The 21,129-nt window shown below is 46.3% G+C and carries 16 protein-coding genes; 13 read left to right on the top strand and 3 right to left on the bottom strand.

Annotated features, from left to right (window positions below):
• Positions 1-50 precede the first annotated feature (50 nt).
• From DV872_RS18975 to DV872_RS18955, 5 genes are read left to right on the top strand one after another with little or no spacing between them, the layout of a single operon-like run.
• On the top strand, positions 51-2,357 hold the full coding sequence (locus DV872_RS18975; protein ID WP_114631536.1) for a GH36-type glycosyl hydrolase domain-containing protein: 2,307 nt from the start codon (positions 51-53) through the stop codon (positions 2,355-2,357).
• Positions 2,354-3,748, top strand: a complete 1,395-nt coding sequence (locus DV872_RS18970) for a M20/M25/M40 family metallo-hydrolase (protein WP_114631535.1) — start codon at positions 2,354-2,356, stop codon at positions 3,746-3,748. The genes DV872_RS18975 and DV872_RS18970 overlap by 4 nt, the downstream gene beginning before the upstream one ends.
• 3 nt (positions 3,749-3,751) lie before the next feature.
• Positions 3,752-4,882 carry an aminopeptidase gene (locus tag DV872_RS18965; protein ID WP_114631534.1) on the top strand — a complete coding sequence of 377 codons (1,131 nt, stop codon included), beginning with the start codon at positions 3,752-3,754 and terminating at the stop codon, positions 4,880-4,882.
• On the top strand, positions 4,882-5,301 hold the full coding sequence (locus DV872_RS18960; protein ID WP_114631533.1) for a hypothetical protein: 420 nt from the start codon (positions 4,882-4,884) through the stop codon (positions 5,299-5,301). The genes DV872_RS18965 and DV872_RS18960 overlap by 1 nt, the downstream gene beginning before the upstream one ends.
• Positions 5,302-5,315: 14 nt before the next feature.
• Entirely contained in the window at positions 5,316-7,304 is a 1,989-nt protein-coding gene (locus DV872_RS18955; protein WP_158547060.1) for a beta-galactosidase trimerization domain-containing protein, read from the top strand.
• A 180-nt stretch (positions 7,305-7,484) separates the two neighbouring features.
• Here the strand turns inward: DV872_RS18955 and DV872_RS18950 are convergent, their stop codons facing one another.
• Together DV872_RS18950 and DV872_RS18945 are read right to left on the bottom strand one after the other, a co-directional pair.
• Positions 7,485-7,748 carry a VF530 family DNA-binding protein gene (locus tag DV872_RS18950; RefSeq protein WP_114631531.1) on the bottom strand — a complete coding sequence of 88 codons (264 nt, stop codon included), beginning with the start codon at positions 7,746-7,748 and terminating at the stop codon, positions 7,485-7,487.
• A gap of 154 nt (positions 7,749-7,902) precedes the next feature.
• The gene (locus tag DV872_RS18945; protein WP_114631530.1) at positions 7,903-8,424 is read right to left on the bottom strand and encodes a type 1 glutamine amidotransferase domain-containing protein; all 522 of its coding nucleotides are present in this window, start codon (positions 8,422-8,424) and stop codon (positions 7,903-7,905) included.
• Between the two features lie 128 nt (positions 8,425-8,552).
• On the opposite strand from DV872_RS18945, the gene DV872_RS18940 reads away from it, so the two are divergent.
• The 8 genes from DV872_RS18940 (at position 8,553) to DV872_RS18905 (ending at position 20,181) form a co-directional block, all read left to right on the top strand.
• On the top strand, positions 8,553-10,298 hold the full coding sequence (locus DV872_RS18940) for a sensor histidine kinase (RefSeq protein WP_158547059.1): 1,746 nt from the start codon (positions 8,553-8,555) through the stop codon (positions 10,296-10,298).
• Entirely contained in the window at positions 10,286-11,761 is a 1,476-nt protein-coding gene (locus DV872_RS18935; protein ID WP_114631528.1) for a response regulator, read from the top strand. The genes DV872_RS18940 and DV872_RS18935 overlap by 13 nt, the downstream gene beginning before the upstream one ends.
• A gap of 159 nt (positions 11,762-11,920) precedes the next feature.
• Complete coding sequence (locus tag DV872_RS18930) at positions 11,921-13,162, top strand: ABC transporter substrate-binding protein (RefSeq protein ID WP_158547058.1); 1,242 nt, start codon at positions 11,921-11,923, stop codon at positions 13,160-13,162.
• A 72-nt stretch (positions 13,163-13,234) separates the two neighbouring features.
• Entirely contained in the window at positions 13,235-14,137 is a 903-nt protein-coding gene (locus tag DV872_RS18925; RefSeq protein ID WP_114631526.1) for a carbohydrate ABC transporter permease, read from the top strand.
• A 5-nt stretch (positions 14,138-14,142) separates the two neighbouring features.
• Positions 14,143-14,994, top strand: a complete 852-nt coding sequence (locus DV872_RS18920; protein ID WP_114631525.1) for a carbohydrate ABC transporter permease — start codon at positions 14,143-14,145, stop codon at positions 14,992-14,994.
• 4 nt (positions 14,995-14,998) lie between these two features.
• The gene (locus tag DV872_RS18915) at positions 14,999-17,797 is read left to right on the top strand and encodes a trehalase family glycosidase (protein WP_114631524.1); all 2,799 of its coding nucleotides are present in this window, start codon (positions 14,999-15,001) and stop codon (positions 17,795-17,797) included.
• A 94-nt stretch (positions 17,798-17,891) separates the two neighbouring features.
• Positions 17,892-18,857: an NAD(P)-dependent alcohol dehydrogenase gene (locus DV872_RS18910; protein ID WP_114631523.1), complete on the top strand. Its 966-nt coding sequence runs from the start codon at positions 17,892-17,894 to the stop codon at positions 18,855-18,857.
• Positions 18,858-18,900: 43 nt separating this feature from the next.
• On the top strand, positions 18,901-20,181 hold the full coding sequence (locus DV872_RS18905) for a 4Fe-4S dicluster domain-containing protein (protein ID WP_114631522.1): 1,281 nt from the start codon (positions 18,901-18,903) through the stop codon (positions 20,179-20,181).
• A gap of 48 nt (positions 20,182-20,229) precedes the next feature.
• Here DV872_RS18905 and DV872_RS18900 read toward each other — a convergent pair whose 3' ends face one another.
• A complete protein-coding gene (locus tag DV872_RS18900; protein ID WP_114631521.1) occupies positions 20,230-21,120 on the bottom strand; it encodes a hypothetical protein in 891 nt (296 codons plus the stop codon).
• Positions 21,121-21,129: the final 9 nt, after the last annotated feature.

Below are 21,129 nucleotides of genomic sequence, written 5' to 3'. Positions count from 1 at the left end.
AGGCTCTGCTCCTCTTCAATTCTACATTATAAATGCATAAGAGGCTTTAAATGAATCTGTTCCAGAAATTTCCACAGGGTGCTTTTTCCCCAGACGGAGAGACCTTCACTATCAATACAGCTCATACTCCAAGATCATGGACAAACCATCTCTGGAATAAAAATTTTCTCTCTGTTTTCTCACAGAGCGGTCAGGGGTATTCTCTTCAGCAGGATCAAAATGGCATAAGAAAAAAACTAACCAAAGGCAGAATGCTGTATTTCATTGAAAATGAGGAACTGTATTGCATTAACGGCCTCGCCTCTGAAGCAATTTATGACAAGTACGAATGCGAGCACCATACTGGATATTCTGTTATCAGGAGCAGCATTAAAGGGTTTTCATTTTCCTGGACATGCTTTGTTCCTGTCGATGAATCCTGTGAAATCTGGCAGCTCGAAATTACAAATACTGAGAAATTCAGTCGCAGTGTCAGGATCATTGCAGCCTTGAATACGGCAATCGGTGAACGACAGGATATAACATCAACCTCAGGAGAATGGAACAGTGAACTGGAAATACTGAGTGCTTCCAATGTAATCCGTCATGGAGCATGGTTTCATCATGCCACGGACGGCAGCAAAGAGAAGGGGTTTTTCTCTGTCGACCGGAAGCCTGATGCCTATGATTGCAGGAGATCCGCTATATTCGGTCCTTATGGAAGCCCTACAGATCCCGTAGAATTAAAGAAATCAAAAAAACTGCCTAACAACCCAGCCGAGTTCGAGAATATTGCATTTTCCTTTCAAATGGATCTAAACCTTGATGCAGCTGAAACGGAAAATTTTGTATTTGCCAACGGACTTTGGGAGAATCCCGATGAGATTCGCAAAGTAAAAGAAAAATATCTATCCCCAGGGAACGCTCAGAAAGCCCTTGAAATTCTAAAAAAAGAAGTACGTGAAAATAACAGCGGGGCAACCATAGAGACTGGAGAAAAGGCATTTGATCTCTTTGTCAACTCATGGCTGAAGCATCAGACCCAGTTTAATTCCACCTGGGCACGAATCTATTATAACGGTTTCAGAGACCTGTGCCAGGATAATGGCAACATGGCTTTTATCCATCTGGATCAAGGTGAGGCCCGATTAGCTGAGACTCTTAAAAGACAATATGCCAGCGGTTTTGCTCCCCGGGGATGGTGTGAAGGTCAACTGATTGAGCAGAATTATGCTGACTCTCCGGTCTGGATTGTCAATGCTGTATATAACCTGGTGATGGAGAGGGGCAATACAGATTTCCTGATGCACGAGCTTGAGTTCCATGATCAAGACACAGGAAATGTTTATGAGCATACCCGACGGGCCGTAGAATACCTCTGGAATGATCGTGGATCTCATGGACTGTCGCGTATCCATGGAGGAGACTGGAACGACATGCTCAACGGAGCCGGTACAGGAGGAAAGGGAGAAAGTATGTGGCTATCCATGGCCCTGCTGCATGCCCTTCCCATGTTGAGGGAACTGTCAGGATTAGTGAATGATACACAGACCGCGGAAAAGACCCTTCAGCAGAGCAGGGAGCTTCTGGATGCAATCGAATCACATGGATGGGATGGAGATTGGTATATTCGAGGATTTACCGATTCCGGCCGTACCATAGGCAGTAAAACTGAAGAGGAAGGACAGTGCTACCTCAACACACAAGCCTGGGCGGTTATCTCAGGAACAGGCAGGGAAGGCAGAGCTCTTCATGCCATAGAATCTGCAGAGAAGCTTCTGGATACAGAAAAAGGTCTTGCCACTCTGTCAAAGCCATATACGCAGCATGATGAAGAAATTGGGTATCTCTCTGATGTACGTCCGGGTACAAATACAAATGGAGGCATTTATATTCATTCCAATGCTTTTAAAATTATGGCAGACTGCCTTTTAAAGCGCCCGGATGCTGCCTGGAAATCCCTAGTAAAAATCCTACCTTTTTCAGAAGCGAGAATCCCCTTTAGCGGTCCTCCTTATTCATTACCGAACTCCTACCTTGGTCCCGAAAGTGGATACCGATTTGGCGATTATGGCGGAGCCTGGATCACCGGTACCGCGGGCTGGGTCCATACTGTGATAATGAATTATCTATTCGGGATTCGCCCGGTATGGAACGGGCTCCTTGTTGATCCATGCCTCCCCGGTCATTGGAAGGAAGCATCCATGAGACGGAGTTTCAGAGGGGCCGATTACGACATACAATTTATGCAGAATACAGCTTTAGAATCGATGAACAAGGACTCAGAGTGGAAAATAATTGTGAATAATGAAACTCTTGAAGGTAGAATTCTTCCCTGTGTGAAGGGTGAATTCTACCGGGTGGAGATCGTCAGATGAGTAATCCGAAAGATGATAAAATGACTATCCCACAGGAAAAGATCACGGCCTGGCTGGAAGAACTGATGGATTTCGTACGGATACCCTCCATTTCCGCCGATCCCCAACACCGCAATGACATGAGCAAAGCGGCTGAATGGCTTATCTCAAGACTTAGAAAACAGGGTGCCGTCAATATTGAGAACGATCTGTTTGAAGGGATTCCAATGGTCACCGCAGACCTTCCCTGTGTCGTACCCGGGGCTCCGGTTATCCTGATCTACGGCCATTATGATGTTCAGCCGACGGGAGATCCCGAGGAATGGCTTTCAGCTCCTTTTGATCCGCAGATTCGGGGAAGAAACATATTCGGCCGTGGAATGACCGATATGAAAGGGCAGATCATGGCACTATTTGCAGCACTGGATCTAATCCTCGCAGAGGGAGAGTTGAATATCAATTTCAAGTTTCTCTTCGAAGGAGCGGAGGAGTGGAAAGGCTCCCTGGTAGAAGGATTCATCAGAGAAAATAAAGAAAAGCTTGCCTGTGATCTAGTACTGAATGTGGATGCCGGTATGATCATGAAAGATTATCCGACAATTACATATGGCAGCAGAGGCATGTCCGCAGGCTATCTGCGGATTACCGGTCCCGGAAAAGATTTACATTGTGGAGAATACGGTGGGGTCATTCTGAATCCTGTACATGCACTTTGCAAGGCTGTTGCAGCTCTTCATGATGAAGAAGGAAGGGTTGCCCTTCCGGGATTTTATGAAAACCTGACTCCCCCACCACCCTGGGAATCCGAATCGATGAATTCCCTGCCTCTGGATGATGATTTTTTCCTGAGGGAGTGTAAAGCTCCAACCCTCTGGGGTGAACCGGGCTATACTTCACTGGAAAGATGCTGGACGCGTCCGATTCTTGAAGTTGTGGATATTCAGACAGGAGAAATGCGTCCCTCAATTTCACCGACCGCCGAGGCTTTTCTTATATTCAGACTTGTGCCAGGGCAGTCCCCTGAAAAGATAAAAAAAAGTCTTCTCAAATATCTGGATGAATGTATTCCCGGAGCAGTTAACTGGGAATTGAGAGACTGGGGCGGGTTTTCTGCCTCATTGAGTAATCCATATTCTCCAGCAGCAGCAAAGATGGCTGGAGCTCTTGAAGAAATATGGAAAAAACCTCCTGTGTTGGCTCGAAGTGGAGGCTCTCTGCCTATGGCGAGATTTATAGACGAACATCTGGGTGTCCAGACAATCTTGACTGGTTTTCAACTCCCTGAAGATAACATGCATGCTTCCAACGAAAAACTGGACATTGACAATTGGATAAAAGGTATCGCAGCCCTCAGGCTCTTCTTCCGCTCTCTCAGTGCTGAAGATTTCTTATATCCGGAAAATAAGGAGTAATCAATGAAAGACCCTCGCCTGGTCCGACTGGCAGAAATAATAGTTTCTCATTCTCTGAATGTACAACCCGGAGAACGGGTATATATCAATTTTCAAGGCATAGCAACCAAAGACCTTACGGCTGAACTTATTCAATTGATCACAAAAAAAGGAGCTATCCCTTTCTGGTATTTTAATGATCCACCTCTTTTTCGGGATTTTCTCAAAGAAGTTAATCCTGAACAGATGAGGAGCTTCACCGACTTACACAGGGCCATCATGAAGGATGTTGATTGTTATATCGGTATTAATGGAACTGATAATGTTTTTGAACACTCCGATCTTTCTCCAGAAAAACTGATGCTGCTTCAGAATGTATATAAAAAAGAAGTGGTCTTTGAGGAGAGAGTTCCCAACACAAGATGGTGTGTTCTTCGTTACCCCAACGGAGCCATGGCACAACTCGCTCAGCATTCCGTAGAGGAATTCGAAGAGTTCTTCTTCCGGGTCTGTACCCTGGACTATAAGGAATTATCAAAAAATCTTGATCCCTTGAAGGATCTGATGGACAGAACAGACAGAGTTAGAATTGAGGCTCCTGGAACCGATCTTCAGTTTTCAATTAAAGGAATACCAACAGTAATATGCGCAGGAAAGATGAACCTGCCTGATGGAGAGATCTATACGGCACCGGTCAGAGACTCAGTCAACGGAACAATCCGCTTCAATACGCCCTCCCTGTATAAAGGGGAGGTCTTTGAAGTTGTAGAGCTGGAATTCTCGGAAGGACGGATCATTGAATGCGATTGCAACGGAAATAAGCGGAAGCTCAAGGAGATTCTCAACAGTGACGGCGGCAGTTCATATACTGGGGAATTTGCCCTCGGTGTCAATCCTCATATCCTGGAACCCATGAAAGATACACTCTTTGATGAAAAGATATATGGAAGTTTTCATCTGACTCCCGGAAACAGCTATGACGATGCGGATAACGGCAACAAGAGTGCTGTCCACTGGGATCTCATTCAGATTCAAAGACCTGAATACGGAGGCGGCCGGATACTGTTTGACGACGTCCTTATCCGTGAGGATGGAGAATTTGTACTATCTCAATTACTTCCTTTAAATAAAAGGGATAGGGGCGATTTATTCTGATGAAGGATATCCGGTCTTTGGTAAACCTTTTTAAGAGGGGACGACTCTTAAAGCAGGTATTCCTTGTCACATTTATTGTGCTGACCTTTTCATCCGGTTGCCAGAACAATCCTGAACCGAAGAAAATATTCTTTTTTTATATAGAACTCTGTCCGAATTGTGAGTCGTATAAAACCGCAGCAGATATTTCCTCAAAGATTACAGTTCTTTCTGCGAAGAACACACAGATCGTTGGACATTCCTATAACCTGATCAATGAAGATGATGCCGGATATATGATGAAGATCATACGGGAAAAAAACCTGGACAGCATTTTCAGTTCATTACCTATTCTAATAGTCGATGACACAGTCTTTACAGGTTATGAATCAATATTAGAGAAAATTATTGAGTTAAAAATACTATCAGAGAATCAATGACAAAGGAAAATATTATGAGACAAAGACAGATACATCTAGATTTTCACACCAGCGAGGCAATACCCCATATTGCAGCGAATTTTAATGCCGAGGATTTTGCCGATACTCTTAAAAAGGCACATGTGGACTCGATTACATGTTTCTCCAGATGCCATCATGGCTGGCTGTACTACCCATCCAAAAAATTTCCAGACCGAATACACCCTAATCTTGAATATAAGGATCTACTTGGAGATCAGATCCGGGCCTGTAAAAACCTGGATATCAATGTGCCGGTCTATCTACCGCTGCAATGGGATCATTTGACCTCAAATGAACACCCGGAGTGGCTTGTACTTGATGAAAATGGACGGCAGGTCGGATCAAGCCCCTTTGAAGCCGGTTTTTACAGGCAGATTTGTTTGAATACTCCTTATAGAGATATGGTATTGGCACAGGCCGTCGAGGTTCTGGAAATGTACCCTGATTGCGATGGTTTGTTTCTGGATATTATCAATTCCCGGGAATGCTCCTGTGTCAACTGCAGACAGGGTATGATTGAAAAGAAAATGGATCCAGCCTCAAGTCAGGAACGCCAGAAGTATATGCGCCATGTCATCAGGGAGTTTACCGAGTATATCAGTTCCGAAGTCCGAAAGGTCAGAGCAGATGCCGGAATATATTACAACCACAGCCATGTGAGACTGTCTCACCGAGACATTATTCAAGGATTCACGCATCTTGAATTGGAATCATTACCCGGTGGAGGCTGGGGGTATTGGGACTTCCCCATTACAATTCGATATGCCAGAACTCTGGGAGTACCTTGTATCGGACAAACTGGAAAGTTCCATACGTCCTGGGGAGACTTCAATTCCCTGAAAACACTGCCTGCTCTGGAGTATGAGTGTTTCCGTTCCCTGGCATTTACCGCAGCATGCTCGATCGGGGATCAGCTGGATCCTCTGGGGACTCTGTCTGATTCTACATACAAGCTGATTTCAACTGTGTATGAACAGGTTAAAAAGAAAGAACCCTGGTGTAAAAACGTCCGTCCGGTCGTCGAAATGGCTGTATTATCTCCTGACCGCTTTGAAGGAACAGTAAACGGCTCTCTCTCTCCGGATATTTCCGGATGTACCAGGATGCTGCAGGAACTGGGATATCAGTTTAATATCATTGACGAGCAGGAGGATTTTTCGAAGTACAGGATACTGATTCTCCCCGACCATGTTGCAGTAAATGATACAGAAACAGCAGAAAAGCTGACCGATTTCATGGAGAAGGGTGGTTCCATTCTCAGTTCTTACATGTCCGGACGTAATACTCAGACTGGTGATTATGAAAACTTTAAAATGGGATTTTCAAAAAAGGGGCCCTCTCCATTCTGCCCGGATTTCATTGTTCCTGAAAATGATCTCCTTAAAGATCTGGAACCTGTAGACTATGTTATGTATAAAAAAGCAGAATGTGTAGAGCCTGAACAGGGCACGGATGTTATCAGCTGGGTGAACCGTCCTTATTTTAACCGGTCCTGGGAGCATTTCTGTTCGCATCAGCACAGCCCCTCGTCATACGAACGAGCCTACCCCGGGGTGCTGCGAAACAAAAATCTAATACATTTTATTCACCCGATTTTTACAACTTACCATGAGCTTGATCCCCTCTGGTGTAAAACACTAATAAAGAACGCGATTGATATGCTGATGCCGGATCAGTTGGTAAAACACAATGGTCCCAGTTCTCTGATTGTAACGGTGAATAAATCAGAATCAAGGGATTCATATATAGTACATTTACTGCATTATATACCCGAAAGACGGGGTCAGAAGTTTGACAGTATTCAGGATGTTATTCCCCTCAATAATATTAAACTTTCGCTGTGTATTCCGGAGTCGTACCAAAGAGTATGTATTGTTCCTCAGGATATCGGTATTAAGCCTGAGCGTTTAGATGATTATCTGGTATTTTCTATACCTGAAATCCAGGGACATCAGATGGTAGAAATATCTCTGAAAGAATGAATAATACAGCAGCCCCAGACAACGGGCTGCTGTATTATTCAAAAGGCTGTTTCAACTCAAAAACTTATATCCCCATGCTGACAATAGATTTCTGGAATCTCATTGTCAATCGCTATTTGCTTGTGATTTATTTCCTGATTTATATTGCTGTTATTAACACATAATAATTGAATGCTATATTTAGGACTCAGGGTTGTTCTTTCCGTTCTCCCACCAGAGATCATCTTTTTTGGCGTAATCCAGATCCAGGTAAAGATCTTCTACTTTTTTTCTAGCCCAATCAGTTCGCCGCAAAAACTTCAAACTGGATTTAATTGATGGATCAAAATTGAAGCAATCAATATTGATATGAGAACCGAGCTTTTTCCAACCAAAATATTGAACTAAACGTTCTAATATTGTCTTGAGGGTTATTCCATGTAATGGATCTTTTGAATGTGCCATATATTGTTAAAATCATATACCAGACCCAGCCCCGATGCAATCGATATTACCCGTTTCCATTAAATCACTGGTTGACGTAAATCATTGGTTGACGTAAATCAAGGAGGATAGTTTCAAAAGAATGCGAATCTTTCTGCTGGATCTTTTTTAATTCTTACGACAAAGCCTTGATCACTTCTCTGTTATAATCAGGAATATCAGCAACCACCCTTCCCCAGACCAAATTTTTATCCCGAAAAGCAGGAAGATCAACCCAGACAGCCCCTGCATTAACCAGATCATCCTTGATTCCCAGAGAACCCGTAACGTTCCGTCCCTCCAGTAGGCCGGCACTGGCCGCCAGCCATCCGGCATGACAGATAAATCCCAGGATTTTATCAGCCTGATCCATCTTCCGGATCAGTTCAATATACTCAGGAATCCGACGCAGCTGGTCAGGGGCCCACCCGCCGGGTATAAGCAGTGCATCCAAATCATCTGCACTGAGATCATTGGGGCCGTACTCAGCGGTTGCCTTAAGCCCGCCGCTTTTAGAACTGTAGGTCTCCCCCCGTTTCATTCCCATCACCAGAATACGGGCGCCCTCTTCTTTTATGCGCATATATACGGCCCAGAATTCCAGGTCTTCAAACCCGGGTCCCACAAGCATTCCAATCGTTTTATCTTTGAGTTTCATTTTATCGCTCCTGATTCCTATTATAAATGAGGGGCAATGATATTTCCTGCTAAGAACCGGGCAAAAGAGAAAAATTAATAAAAGACCAAAAGAATGATGAATCATGATACTTTTATTAAATAATGCGCATGCAGAGAAAGATATTCCTCTCATTCCTTCTGGTCATCGCCCTGCCGACTCTGGCCTTCTGCCTCATCCTTCTCAAAATCAATGGCGATCTGATTGAAAAGAGGACCCTGGATGCGAGCGTAATAGTGATCCAGGAGTCGATCAAGCGGATCGAAACCCGTCTTGAGGAATATCACCGTATGACCATGCAGATCTACTTCAATTCCCAGCTGATGAACGCCCTGGAGCAGGCAATGGATGAACCTCGCCCCGATGAAGAGCTGATTTCTTATTGCCGGGAAATCTTAAAGAGCTTTGTCAATTCCGACAAACACCTGATGACCGCCAACATTCACACATCGAATATGGACATTACTGAGGGAGCGGGTATCATCATGCTGGAACAGGTCATAGAAGCATATGACGAGGAGCTTAACAGATTTCCCGGCCGTCTGGTCTGGGTGCCCACGACGGCGATGTCTACTGTCTTCGGTCAGGATGATCTGTATTTCGCAGCCTCCCGTCTGCTGCGGCAGTCAAACCACACCATAGGCAGAATCACATTGGTTGTCAGGGAGGCATTCTTTCATGACAAAGAAGCAGGTGAACTCCCGTTGAAGGGAAGCCGGGATTATATCGTTACAGCCGAAGGTCTGGTCATATCCTCATCACAAACTCAGCTTACCGGTTCTTCCCTTCAGAAAACTTTTTTTCAATCCGTACTGAAGGACGATTCGGGATGTTTCATTTCAGATGACGGTCAGAGCTATGTCGTACACCAGACCTCCGGACTGACCGGCTGGACCTTCATCCGGATACTGGAGAAAGACGCCGTCCTGGTCCACTTTGATTCCATGAAGGACAGCCTGTTCATCCTCTTTGGACTGTTTATCCTTTTTATTTTAACTTTCAGTTATCTTCTATCCACCGGGCTGGTCAAACCTCTGGCTGCCCTGGTCCATCAGATCGATTATTTCGGTGAGGGGAATCTGAAAATTTCGCAAACCTTCCCTGAGAGTTCTACTTCTGAAATTGACTCTCTCTATAACAGCATGAAAGCAATGACCGGCAGGATTACCACACTCCTCGAGAAGGTGACAGAGGAAGAGAAGCTGAAGACGAAAGCGGAGCTCAAGGCACTGCGGAGTCAGCTTAATCCCCATTTCATCTATAATACCCTTAACACAATTCGATGGATGGCAGCGGTCAACTCCCAATCCAATATTGAAGAAACCACCATTGCCCTGATAACCCTCATGCGATCCGCCTCTGATATGGAAAGAACTCTGATTCCTGTGGAAGAAGAGGTCAGCAATATCAGACAGTATATTCTCATTCAAAAGAACAGGTATCATGATTTCACCCTGAATTTAGAGATCTCTCCTGAGGTGTACAAAGCCCGAATCAATAAGTTCATCATCCAGCCCATCATAGAAAACAGCATTATTCACGGCATCCGTGACCGGGAAATTCCGGGGATCATCACCCTCCAGATCTACAAAAGGGAATCAGAAGATTCAGAGGCATCACTGGAAATCACTGTCGTTGATAACGGCAGAGGATTTAATCTATCCCAGATACGGGAGAGTCAGGAAGAGAACATAGAATCTGTCATACACACAGGAATCAGGAATATTCAAAAAAGACTGGAACTGAACTACGGCCGGAGTACTCAGTTTTCAATTGAGAGTTCCCCCGGTCAGGGGACCCGAGTTCAATTTACAATTCCATGGATTACTAAGGAGCAGGACTTATGTACAATGTAGTAATTGTTGATGATGAACACTTGGTTCTCTATGGGGTCTGCGCCCTTTTTAAAAACAGGGAAAATCAATTCTGTGTACAGAACACATTCAGAGACGGGCGTCAGGCTTTGGAATTCTGTCAGCAAAATCCTCCGGACCTTCTGCTCACGGATCTCCGGATGCCGGGAATGGATGGCCTGTCTCTGATCGAATCCCTGAAACCCGGATTCCCGGACATGAAGATTGTCGTTCTGAGCTGCCATGAGGACTATGATCTAGTCCATCGGGCCTACAAACTGGGGGCCGATGAGTATCTTCTGAAACACAATCTTGAAGAGAACTATTTTTTCCAGACTCTTGATGACCTGCTCCCCGTTAAAGCACATATGCCCCCTCCCGCAACAGAGAAACTCTATCCCGGGATTCTCTCCGAAGGATCGGGTTATCTGGGTATCATCGGCTTTAAACAAAAATACGACACCGGACTGGAGGTCATCCCCTGGTCGCCTGATCAGACCATCATAAGACAAATCCTCCAGAACAATCTTGACCATTCGGCGGGTGAACACTGTTTTCCCGGTCCCTTGAATGAGATTCTCATTTACTTTCCCAGTGAAAGCAGGGAGGAAGAGCACAAAAAGAAAGAAATCAGACGGAAGGCTGAAAGACTGCGCCTTCTGTTGTCGAATTATGTAAACAGACCGGTGTTCCTCTCTCTTGAACATTTCGACAGAGCCTCTGGCCCTTCGGTATACAGACAGGCTCTGAATACCCTTGAATTAAAATTCTATAGCAATCAGAGCTGTATTCTCACAGGAAACAACGAAAAAAGGAAGAAACGGGAAAAGCCCCGGCTCTCTCTTGGGGGAGAAGACTGCCTGTTCTGTTGGGAACAGTCCATTGCCGCCTGTCTGGATCATGGAAAATCCTGGATGATCCCGCCCCGAATTGTAAAATCGGATCTCAGTTTTGCTCTGAGCCATCTATTCTACGAGTTGGAAGAGCTGTCAGAGAACAGAGAAGCCCTTCTTCAGGTCCTGCAATCAGGGGAAGTCTACGATGCCCTGTCCCGGATTGATGATCATGAAACACTCCGGATCTGGGTGGAACAGAAGCTGAAAGAGTGTTTCAATCTGATGAAAACCCTCAGGGAAGGTCAGACCGTCATAGAATCGGTCAGAGAGTATATAAAGAAGAATTACGCCCTTCCCCTGACCCTCTCCGAATCTTCCACCCTGTTTCATGTGACTCCCTCTTATCTGTCCACCCGATTCAAACAGGAAACGGGGATCGGATTCATTGAATACCTGAACCGGATCAGAGTCAGCCAGGCCTGTACCCTCCTGGCCACAACGGACCTGACGGTGAAGGAAATATCCTATAGGACGGGGTATGAGAACCCCAACTACCTCTCCCGAGTCTTCAAGAAGCAAATGAATATAACCCTCAGTGAATATAGAAAAAATATCATAGACAAATCCTGATAAGGATTCATATCAAATTTGTGAACCCGGATCGAAAAATTGTGCAGAAGATTTCTCTAAAAAAGCATGGATGTTAATTATTTGAATGAACAGGTAATATTTATTCCTCCCCCGGGAGCACTACAGCAGATATCCTATTGGAAAATCAGGAGGAACCTTATGAAAAGAAAAGTATTGACCATGATGATGCTCTTGCTGTCCTGCACCCTGACCCTCTGGGCCGGGGGAAACAAGGAAGAAACAGCTACGAGCGAACCGGTTGTCTTAAATGTATGGGAGCATACCCCCCAGTTTGAACCCTCTCTCGATGCGACCCTGCAGAATTTCATGCAGTCTAATCCGGATATCCGTGTGGAGTATGAAATAAAAACACCAGACAAATACTATGCCCTGCTGGGCACCACCATTCAGGCCGGAGAAGCTCCCGACCTGTTCTGGACCAACGGAACCGCCACAACGGATCTGGGGAATTTGGTCAAACAGGGAGCAGTAATGGACCTGACCGGCAGTATAGACCTCTCACCCTACTCTAGTATGGCCAAAAAGATGATCACCATTGACGGAAAAGTGTTCCTGACACCTGGTGCTACTATCGGTACCAGAGCGGTCTTCTACAACAAGGGCATTTTTAAAGAGAACAACATCTCTGTTCCCGAAACATTCGCCGACTTTGAAGCCATTCTGGAGACACTCCATAAGGCTGATATCCTGCCCCTTTCCTTCGGAGGCATGTTTTCATGGAGCATCCTCTTTCACTTTGAACCCATCCTTGCCGCCATGGCCCCCGACTGGCTGGACGAAGCCACCGCCGGAACGGCCCGGGTTGATGACCCCCGTGTAAAAGCAGCGTTCAATAAGATGCTGGAATGGGGAGACAAAGGCTATTACGGCCCCGGGTACCTTGGTGTAGACGAAGGCGGACAGCTGCTGGCCTTTTCCAAAGGTGAATCGGCTATGACCATCACCGGTTCCTGGAACGCAGACACCCTCCGGAAGAACAATCCGGATATGGAAATCGGAGCCTTCCAGATTCCCACAGAAGACGGCAGAAGACCTCTGGTGGTCACCTTTTCTACTGGATTCTGCGTGAGCAACGATACAGACTATCCTGAAGAAGCCCTGAGATTGGCCAACTACCTGGCTTCAGTCGAGTCACAGCAGATCTGGGTGGACAACCTGAAAGATGTCCCCGGACTGGACGGAGTCACAACCGATGATTCTCTGGTCAAGGAAATCATTGCATCAGACATTCAGGTGAACAGTTTTTACACCATACTGGGTGATTTTGCCAAACCCGGTTCCGCCCCGACCCAGCTATGGGAACAGGACAATGTAAAACTTCTTTCCGGTAAATACACAACCGATGAGTTCGTAGATATGCTGGCAAAGGAAATGAAGTAAAGATTCTCTCTGCGGCCCGCTGCATAAGCGGGCCGCTTTTCCAGAAATACAATAAAGACAAAAGGTTATCCTATGACTCTGAACAAACGGCCCTGGGTGGGTTTTATCCTTCCCGGATTCATTCTTTATACGGCGTTTATGATTCTGCCTCTTTTTACAGCCGTCTACTACAGTTTTTTCAAATGGTCAGGCCTCGGCCCTAAAATCTGGATTGGACTGGACAACTATAAAAGTCTATTTCAGGATGAACGACTCTCATCTATCTTTCGGAATGCCATAGGGAATAACTTCAAATTTGTCATCTGCGCTCTTATGGTGATCATGCCGATTCAGCTGTTTCTGGCCTATCTGATCGATCTGAAAATTGTGTTCTACCGCTTTTTCCAGACTGTCATATTCCTACCCTATGTGATCAGCACCACAATTGTCGGGTTTATCTCCATGCTTGTCTTTGATCCGAATATCGGAGTGATCAACGAATTTTTCAAATGGATAGGATGGAATCATCTGATCAGTGCCTGGTTCGGTGATCCCGACAGGGCCTTCACCCTGCTGATGATGGTCATCGCCTGGCAGGGATGCGCCGCGGGAATGTTTATATTCCTGTCCAACTTTAAGGCTATTCCTGCCGAACTGATCGAAGCCTCTTTGATGGATGGAGCCTCAAAGAGACAGCGTTTCCGTCACATCATTTTACCTGCTCTGGAACCAGCCTTTGCCAACAATATAATCCTTGGAACGATATGGGGGCTCACCCAGTTTGACATCCCGTTCGTCATAGGAGGAACCCAGGGGGGGATCGATAATTCAATCGACTTTATGAATCTCTTTTTCTATCGTTTTGCCTTCGGGGGGGGCTACTACGGTGAAACATCCATGGGATTCGGGGCGGCCATCAGTGTAGTTCTGTTCATGATCATCCTCGTTATCGCGGTGATCCAGGTCAAATTCTTCAACCGGTTCAACAGGGAGTAAATGCTATGAAAAGAAGCCACTATGAAAGACTCAGGGGAAGTACCAGCCTGACCGCCCGAATTGCTGCCGCGGGGCTCCTTCTGTTCAGCCTGATCACCCTGCTGCTCATTCCCAATATAATGCTGAGCTCCGTCAAGACCAAGAGTGACCTCATCAACAACACAATGGGATTTCCCCGGTCATTTACCCTGGAGAACTACAGGACCGTCTTTGTGGAAGATCATTTTTTCAGATACATGTTCAACAGTGTAATCCTTTCGGTTATGGCCCTGGCCTCGCTTCTCCTCATCGCCTCCATGACAGCCTACGGGCTTTCCCGCTACAAATTCAAAGGCAACAACTTTCTCCAGGTCTACTTTCTCCTGGGGCTTATGTTTCCCATCCAGCTGGGGATTCTCCCTATTTTCATCATTATCCGCTCCCTGGGATTAATAAATTCCCTCTGGGGAATGATCCTGATCTATACGGCTAATCTGTCTCTCCCGGTATTCATATTCTCCCGCTTCTTTCGTTCTCTGCCCAGGGCCCTGTATGAATCGGCCCGGATCGACGGGGCTGGAGAGTTCCGTATCTATGCGCAGATCATGGTACCCATTTCAAAGCCCGTCTTTGCCACAGTGGGGATCATCAATTTTGTTACCATATGGAATGACTTTTTTATGCCCTTAGTATTTCTAACAGGAAAACAAGTGAGAACCCTGACCCTTGGAATCTATCAATATATGAACAACTTTCTGGCTAATTGGCACCTTGTCTTCGCGGCGGTCACTGCCGCCCTGATTCCAGTGTTTATCCTGTTCTTTCTGTTCACCAGTCAGCTGGTGGAAGGCCTGACAGCCGGAGCTGTCAAAGAGTAGAAATATGGAAAAGCCCCAATGGATATGGATTCCCGGTGGAGGAGAGGATAAAAATGAATTTGTCTGCTTCCGCAGGAGCCTCCCGGCAGATAGAACTCTCACAACTTTTAAAACACTGCAGATCAGCGCCGACTCCCGGTATTTCCTTTATCTCAACGGACAGTTTTACGGCACGGGTCCCGGGCGCTGCTGGCCTCAGACCCCCTGGATGGACTCCTACTCTCTGGACGATGCCTACAGCCGGGATCAGAACCTCCACATTGCTGTTCTGGTATGGCATTACGGCACAAGCACCAGCCAGTATATTCATGATACCCCCGGCCTATCTGTTCGGATCATAGACGAATCGGGAAAGACAGGACTCGTGACTGACGGTAGCTGGAAATGCGCCCGCCACAGTGCTTACCGGCAGGAGGTTCCCCGTATCAATATCAGTCAGCCCTGGATGGAAGATTTCGACTCCCGGGCTTTTCCGTACGACTGGATGATGCCCGATTTTTATGATGCGGAGTGGCTCCCTGCCCAGAATGTCTCATCCAGGTTTAAGAGCAGAATACCCCGGAGATCAAGGATACCTCTTCTACAATCAGAGATAAAAACCCCGGCGGCTCTGTTGCGGCAAAGGACGATTAATTCCTCTGGCCAGGGGATTCGCATAGACTACCGTGAGGCCTTCTATCCCGGCGACACCAGCACGGAGGACAAGCTGCACATCGGCTTTCTAGTCACTTGCCTACTGTCAGCGATAGAACAGAGCGTCACCCTGACCCTACTGGATAGGAAGTGGCCTCTGGAGATTGAGTCAATCTATGTAAATGGAATCCTCTATGAGATCCTCCCTGAAAAGAATGAGGTCTCCATTCCCCTGCAGAAAGGAGACAATCTTTTTACGATGGACCTTTCCGGGGCCTGGCAGCGTCTCTGGGTAGATCTTCATTTCCAAGCAGAGGCTCCTCTGACCTTCGCTTCGCCCCTCCCGAATATGGAAATCCCCTTTGCCGCATTCGGCCCCATCGAAAGCATCTCCATTGGGAACATTGTCTGCAGTGACGGCTATGATCTGGACAAAAACCACCCTGATTACAGATCCATACAATCCTGCGGTCATCCAGAAGAACTTATCCCTTTTAAAAGGTTGGTCAGTCCGGGGATTCAGGTATTCCAAGACCTCCCAAAGCATCTCAGTTTTGGAGCAGTACCGACCTCTCCTGATTTCAAAGAGCTTTCCCCGGTCAGGAAAATCATTATTCCCTACTTCCCTTCGGGGGATGGAGAGCTTCTACTGGATATGGGAGAAGAGGTCTCGGGATTTTTGGAACTGACCCTTGAATCGCAAGAAGAAGCCACCCTGGATATTCTGTTCTTTGAGTATCTAAAACCTGGGGACATCCCGGAGATACCAGCCGATCTGGATACTTCCCTTCGGCTGACCACAGGAGGATGTCCTGTCAGGTTTCGCTCGGTTCTGCGCCGGGGCTTCCGTTATATGCTTGTAATCATCCGCTCAGAAGCAGAGGTTATTCTATCTGATCTACAGGTAGACCAGAGTCTATACCCATTCACAGTAATAGGCAGTTTCAGCTGTTCCGATCCGACTCTGAATATGATTGATGAGATCTGTGTCAGAACACTGAAGCTCTGCCGGGAAGACAGTTATGTGGACTCTCCCGCCTTCGAGCAGGCTCTCTGGCTGGGAGATGTCAAAGCCATGGCCGGAAGCAACAACCTCGTTTTCGGAGACATAAAGATCACCGAGAACTCCCTTTTACTGGCAGCGGATTCTCTGAAGGAGACCTCCCTGCCCGACTGTCATCTTCCTGCGGGGATTCATCTTCAGTTAACTGCCTGGTCCCTCTTCTGGATACTCACCGCCACCGAGCATATCAGTGGAAATCCCTCGGTATCTTTCGAGGGGGAAATTTATCCAGCCCTCTCTCAAACCCTGTATCATTTCATCAGCCTGATCAACCCTGACGGACTCCTGGAGACGGCCGCATGGAACATGCTGGACTGGGGAGGGATGGAAACGCCCTACCGGGGCCTCATTGCCCACCAGAATGCTCTTCTGGTGAAGGCTCTTGTGGAGACAGCCGCCCTGCCCAGCGCTTTGAAAAGGGATAGGAAAACCTTTACGGACACAGCCTCATCCTTGCGGAGGGCAATAAACCATACTTTCTGGTCGGAGGACCACCACGCTTACAGGGATTGTATGAGAGATGACGGCAGCCCTTCCCCTGTATTCAGTATTCCCACGAACCTGATGATGCTCTACAGCCACTGTGTGACCGATGAAAGACAAGTGAAAGTAAAAGAATTTGTTCTGAATCCTCCAGAAGGGACGGTGCTCTGCGGCTCCCCCTTTCTAGCAGGCTTCCTGCTGGACTTTCTTTTTCAGGAGGGTTTTACCGACCAGGCTTTAAATCAGATTCGTACTCTTTGGGGATCTATGCTTGAAGAAGGATCCACCACCTGCTGGGAAACATTCAAAGGGTTCTACAAAGACCGACTAACCCGGAGCTACTGCCACGGATGGTCCTGCATGCCCGCCGAACTGTTTCGCCGCTACATACTGGGATTTACCAGCACCCCGGGAAAACACAAAGTAAATCTCATTTCCCCTCAACCGGGAACTTTGAAGGCCGCCGAGGGAACGATCCCCCTGCCCGAAGGACTCTGCTCTATCTCCTGGCAGATACGCGATAATCTCTTTGACTGCACTGTGATTCATCCTTCAGGGTACGAGGCGCTGATCAGAATACCTGAGGGTCTTCAAACGGGACGTCTTGAGCTGAGAGAGGGATAGGAAGCCCTTTTTCAATATCCTCTCCAATCACCACTATACGGCCATTCACTAATAATCCCTAGAAATCCTTCAGAGATGTGATATCATTTATATTATGAAAGCTATCGTACAGAATGATTACGCCTCTCCCGATGCTCTGAAAGTAAAAGAAGTTGAGAAACCCAAGATCAAAAAGAATGAAGTCCTCGTGAAGGTTATTGCCTCCTCGATCAATGCAGGAGACCTGTTCTCACTTAATGGTACTCCCTTTATTGTCAGGTTCTCTGTGGGATTTCCAAAACCAAAGGACTTCATCCTCGGATGGGATGTGGCCGGAAAAATAGTGGAAGTTGGCAAGGATATCACTGAGATCAAGGTTGGCGATGAGATCTTCGGCTCCACTGAAAGTGCTTTTGCAGAATATGTGGTCATGGACATGGAGAAACTTGCAAGGAAGCCTTCCAACATGAGCTTCGAAGAAGCTGCTGCTGCACCAACGGCAGCCATCACCGCACTTCAAAGACTCAGGGATGGAGGTAATATCAAGAAAGGTCAAAAAGTGCTGATAACAGGTGCATCTGGTGGTGTGGGATCATTTGCAGTTCAGATTGCAAAATCCCTGGGAGCAGAGGTTACAGGATTGTGCAGTACCGGAAAGGTCGATATGGTCAGATCCATAGGTGCTGATCACGTGATAGATTACCAGAAAGAAGATTTTACCAAGAGTGATATGAGATTCGACCTGATCCTGGATAATACCGGAAATCGATCTTTTTCGGATATGAAAAGAGTATTGACATCCGATGGTATGATAATTCCAAACAGTGGACATGGAGGCATGAGCTATGTCATCAAAGCTTTCGCTCTTGCTCCATTTACGAAGAAAATTGGAGTAATGAAGATAGCAGATCTAAACACCAAGGATTTCAATATCCTCAGGTCGATGATGGAATCTGGGGACATCAGACCTGTCGTGGATAAGGTCTTTCCGTTTGAGAAAATCCCTGATGCCATCAAGTATCTTGAGGATGGGCTTGCCAGAGGTAAGATTGTGATTTCCATGGATTCAGAAGGATCTTGATTATTTCCCTGTATTCCTGTCTGTTCGCCTGTTATTATAAACTATGGCTCATCGTACATTAAAGAACAGTTATTCCAGTTTAGCAGATCGCTTGAACCGCTTTCCTCAGGGCGCGCCACCCTCTGAATATCTCTTTAAAATACTCAGTATTCTTTTTACGGAAAAAGAGGCTGAACTGGTTTCGACCCTCCCCATAAAACCTTTTACCTCAGAAAAAGCATCCCAGATCTGGAAATTGGATATCAATTCGACCCGGAAGATCCTAGACAATCTGGCAGACAAGGCGATTCTGGTGGATGTGGAGAAAAACGGGGAATCCATTTATACCCTCCCGCCGCCCATGGCCGGATTTTTTGAATTTTCCCTCATGCGTTATACAAAAGACATTGACCAGAAAACACTGGCGGAGTTGTTTCATCAATATATGAATGTGGAAGAAGACTTCATCAGAGAGCTGTTTACAATAGGAGAGACCCAACTGGGAAGAACCTTTGTACATGAGCCTGCACTCAGCGATGACGACGCCCTGATCATTCTGGATTACGAACGGGCATCCGAAGTGATACAGAGCGCCAGTCATATGGGTGTGGGGATTTGTTACTGCCGTCACAAAATGCATCATATGAACAAGGCCTGCGAGGCCCCTCTGGATATCTGTATGACCTTCAATAGTTCTGCCGAGTCCCTGATTAAGCACGGCTTTGCCAGATCTGTGGATAAGGTGGAGGGGATGGACCTGCTGCAGCGGGCCTACGAGGAGAATCTGGTTCAATTTGGTGAGAATGTGAGAGAGAGGGTCAACTTCATCTGTAACTGCTGCGGCTGCTGCTGTGAGGCTCTGATTGCCCAGCGAAAATTTTCAGCATTGAATCCCATTCATACCACCAACTATCTTCCGGTAGTGGATTCCGGGGCTTGCATAGGCTGTATGAAATGTGTGGATGTATGCCCTGTTGAAGCCATGACCCTTATCTCAACCAACGATTCTAAAAACCCGCAGAAAAGGACAGCCCGGCTGAATGAGAATATCTGCCTGGGATGCGGACTCTGTGTCCGGGTCTGTCGGCACGAAGCGATTAAACTGAAACAGAGAGAGCAGCGGGTCATTACTCCCATGAACAGCGCCCATCGGGTGGTTCTCATGGCCATTGACCGGGGGACTCTGCAAAACCTGATATTCGATAATCATGTGCTTATGAGCCACCGTGCCCTGGCGGCTCTGTTCGCTGTGATCTTCAAACTGCCCCCTGCGAAACAGGTCCTGGCCTCAAAACAGATGAAATCAAGGTATCTGGAAACACTATTGAGAAAAATGAAAGTCTGAATCGAAAAACAAATCTCGTAATGACAATAAATTATCGTCAATAAGATCCTACTGCCTTTCCGAAAGTCGGCACAGATTTAGAAGTATACTCCGGATTGATTTGACATCCGGATCATGATGGTTATTTGTACCGAGAATATGCCCGGATGAGTTCAGGATCGTATTTAGCATCATCTGTTGTCCATTGAGACTCATCCGATCAAACATGAACCGCACTTTATTGCTTAAAGCAGTGGTGCTTCGACCTGACTCTTCCCAATTTGTGAGAATATTCGCATAAAAGTAGGCAAGGGAATCCGAGTCAGTAAGGAGGTCTGTGAGATGATCAAGATGAAGCAGAGGATTAACGGTTGATCTCCTTCTTTCATCTGCTGCATCCCTGTTTCCTCCCTTTTCATGATTCAGAATCATATACTCCAGATCTTCTAAAAATCCTTCCCCAAAAGAGAATCCCATTTCATGTGTTTTTTTAGCAATTCTGATTGCTATATCTGCAGAATTCCGGGCATGTTTTTCTTTGAACAAACTGTACTCACCAGGATTCCGGCGAACCTGATCCTCTCCCTGAATCATCAGTTTTGGGAATGAGCGGTCTGAATCATGCAGATGTGCTGTAAATCGAAGAAGTTCAATTGCATAACCTTCAATGCCTTCTTTCTTTCCAAGTTCAATAATGATACCGGCTGTAATTTCAGCATGGAGATGATCAATTGTACCTGTGGTCTTATTTCTAATTCGGCTTTGAATATACTCTTCAGTCAAAAATTGATTTCGATGCTCTGAGATTGCTTCTGAAAAAAAGTCTTTATGAAAACCATAATCTCCACACCCGGGAATCGGTAGAGATATCAGTTCATCATATTTTGATGAAAGAAAGATGAATACTTCATCAGAAAGATGAAAGGCATTCCCCTGTAAGGCTGCAAGTATTCTATCCATCTCAAATAC

This window comes from Oceanispirochaeta sp. M1 (genome assembly GCF_003346715.1).
Taxonomy (GTDB): domain Bacteria; phylum Spirochaetota; class Spirochaetia; order DSM-2461; family DSM-2461; genus Oceanispirochaeta.
The sequence above is the reverse complement of the archived record's forward strand: the minus strand, read 5'-3'. Positions and strand labels throughout refer to the sequence as shown.

What these genes read in the sequence shown, in the direction of transcription:
- DV872_RS18905 (WP_114631522.1), top strand. Translation starts at nt 18,901, where the DNA reads ATGGCTCATCGTACATTAAAGAACAGTTATTCCAGTTTAGCAGATCGC.
- DV872_RS18900 (WP_114631521.1), bottom strand. Translation starts at nt 21,120, where the DNA reads ATGGATAGAATACTTGCAGCCTTACAGGGGAATGCCTTTCATCTTTCT.
- DV872_RS18955 (WP_158547060.1), top strand. Translation starts at nt 5,316, where the DNA reads ATGAGACAAAGACAGATACATCTAGATTTTCACACCAGCGAGGCAATA.
- DV872_RS18975 (WP_114631536.1), top strand. Translation starts at nt 51, where the DNA reads ATGAATCTGTTCCAGAAATTTCCACAGGGTGCTTTTTCCCCAGACGGA.
- DV872_RS18940 (WP_158547059.1), top strand. Translation starts at nt 8,553, where the DNA reads ATGCAGAGAAAGATATTCCTCTCATTCCTTCTGGTCATCGCCCTGCCG.
- DV872_RS18960 (WP_114631533.1), top strand. Translation starts at nt 4,882, where the DNA reads ATGAAGGATATCCGGTCTTTGGTAAACCTTTTTAAGAGGGGACGACTC.
- DV872_RS18965 (WP_114631534.1), top strand. Translation starts at nt 3,752, where the DNA reads ATGAAAGACCCTCGCCTGGTCCGACTGGCAGAAATAATAGTTTCTCAT.
- DV872_RS18935 (WP_114631528.1), top strand. Translation starts at nt 10,286, where the DNA reads ATGTACAATGTAGTAATTGTTGATGATGAACACTTGGTTCTCTATGGG.
- DV872_RS18970 (WP_114631535.1), top strand. Translation starts at nt 2,354, where the DNA reads ATGAGTAATCCGAAAGATGATAAAATGACTATCCCACAGGAAAAGATC.
- DV872_RS18950 (WP_114631531.1), bottom strand. Translation starts at nt 7,748, where the DNA reads ATGGCACATTCAAAAGATCCATTACATGGAATAACCCTCAAGACAATA.
- DV872_RS18945 (WP_114631530.1), bottom strand. Translation starts at nt 8,424, where the DNA reads ATGAAACTCAAAGATAAAACGATTGGAATGCTTGTGGGACCCGGGTTT.
- DV872_RS18915 (WP_114631524.1), top strand. Translation starts at nt 14,999, where the DNA reads ATGGAAAAGCCCCAATGGATATGGATTCCCGGTGGAGGAGAGGATAAA.
- DV872_RS18930 (WP_158547058.1), top strand. Translation starts at nt 11,921, where the DNA reads ATGAAAAGAAAAGTATTGACCATGATGATGCTCTTGCTGTCCTGCACC.
- DV872_RS18910 (WP_114631523.1), top strand. Translation starts at nt 17,892, where the DNA reads ATGAAAGCTATCGTACAGAATGATTACGCCTCTCCCGATGCTCTGAAA.
- DV872_RS18920 (WP_114631525.1), top strand. Translation starts at nt 14,143, where the DNA reads ATGAAAAGAAGCCACTATGAAAGACTCAGGGGAAGTACCAGCCTGACC.
- DV872_RS18925 (WP_114631526.1), top strand. Translation starts at nt 13,235, where the DNA reads ATGACTCTGAACAAACGGCCCTGGGTGGGTTTTATCCTTCCCGGATTC.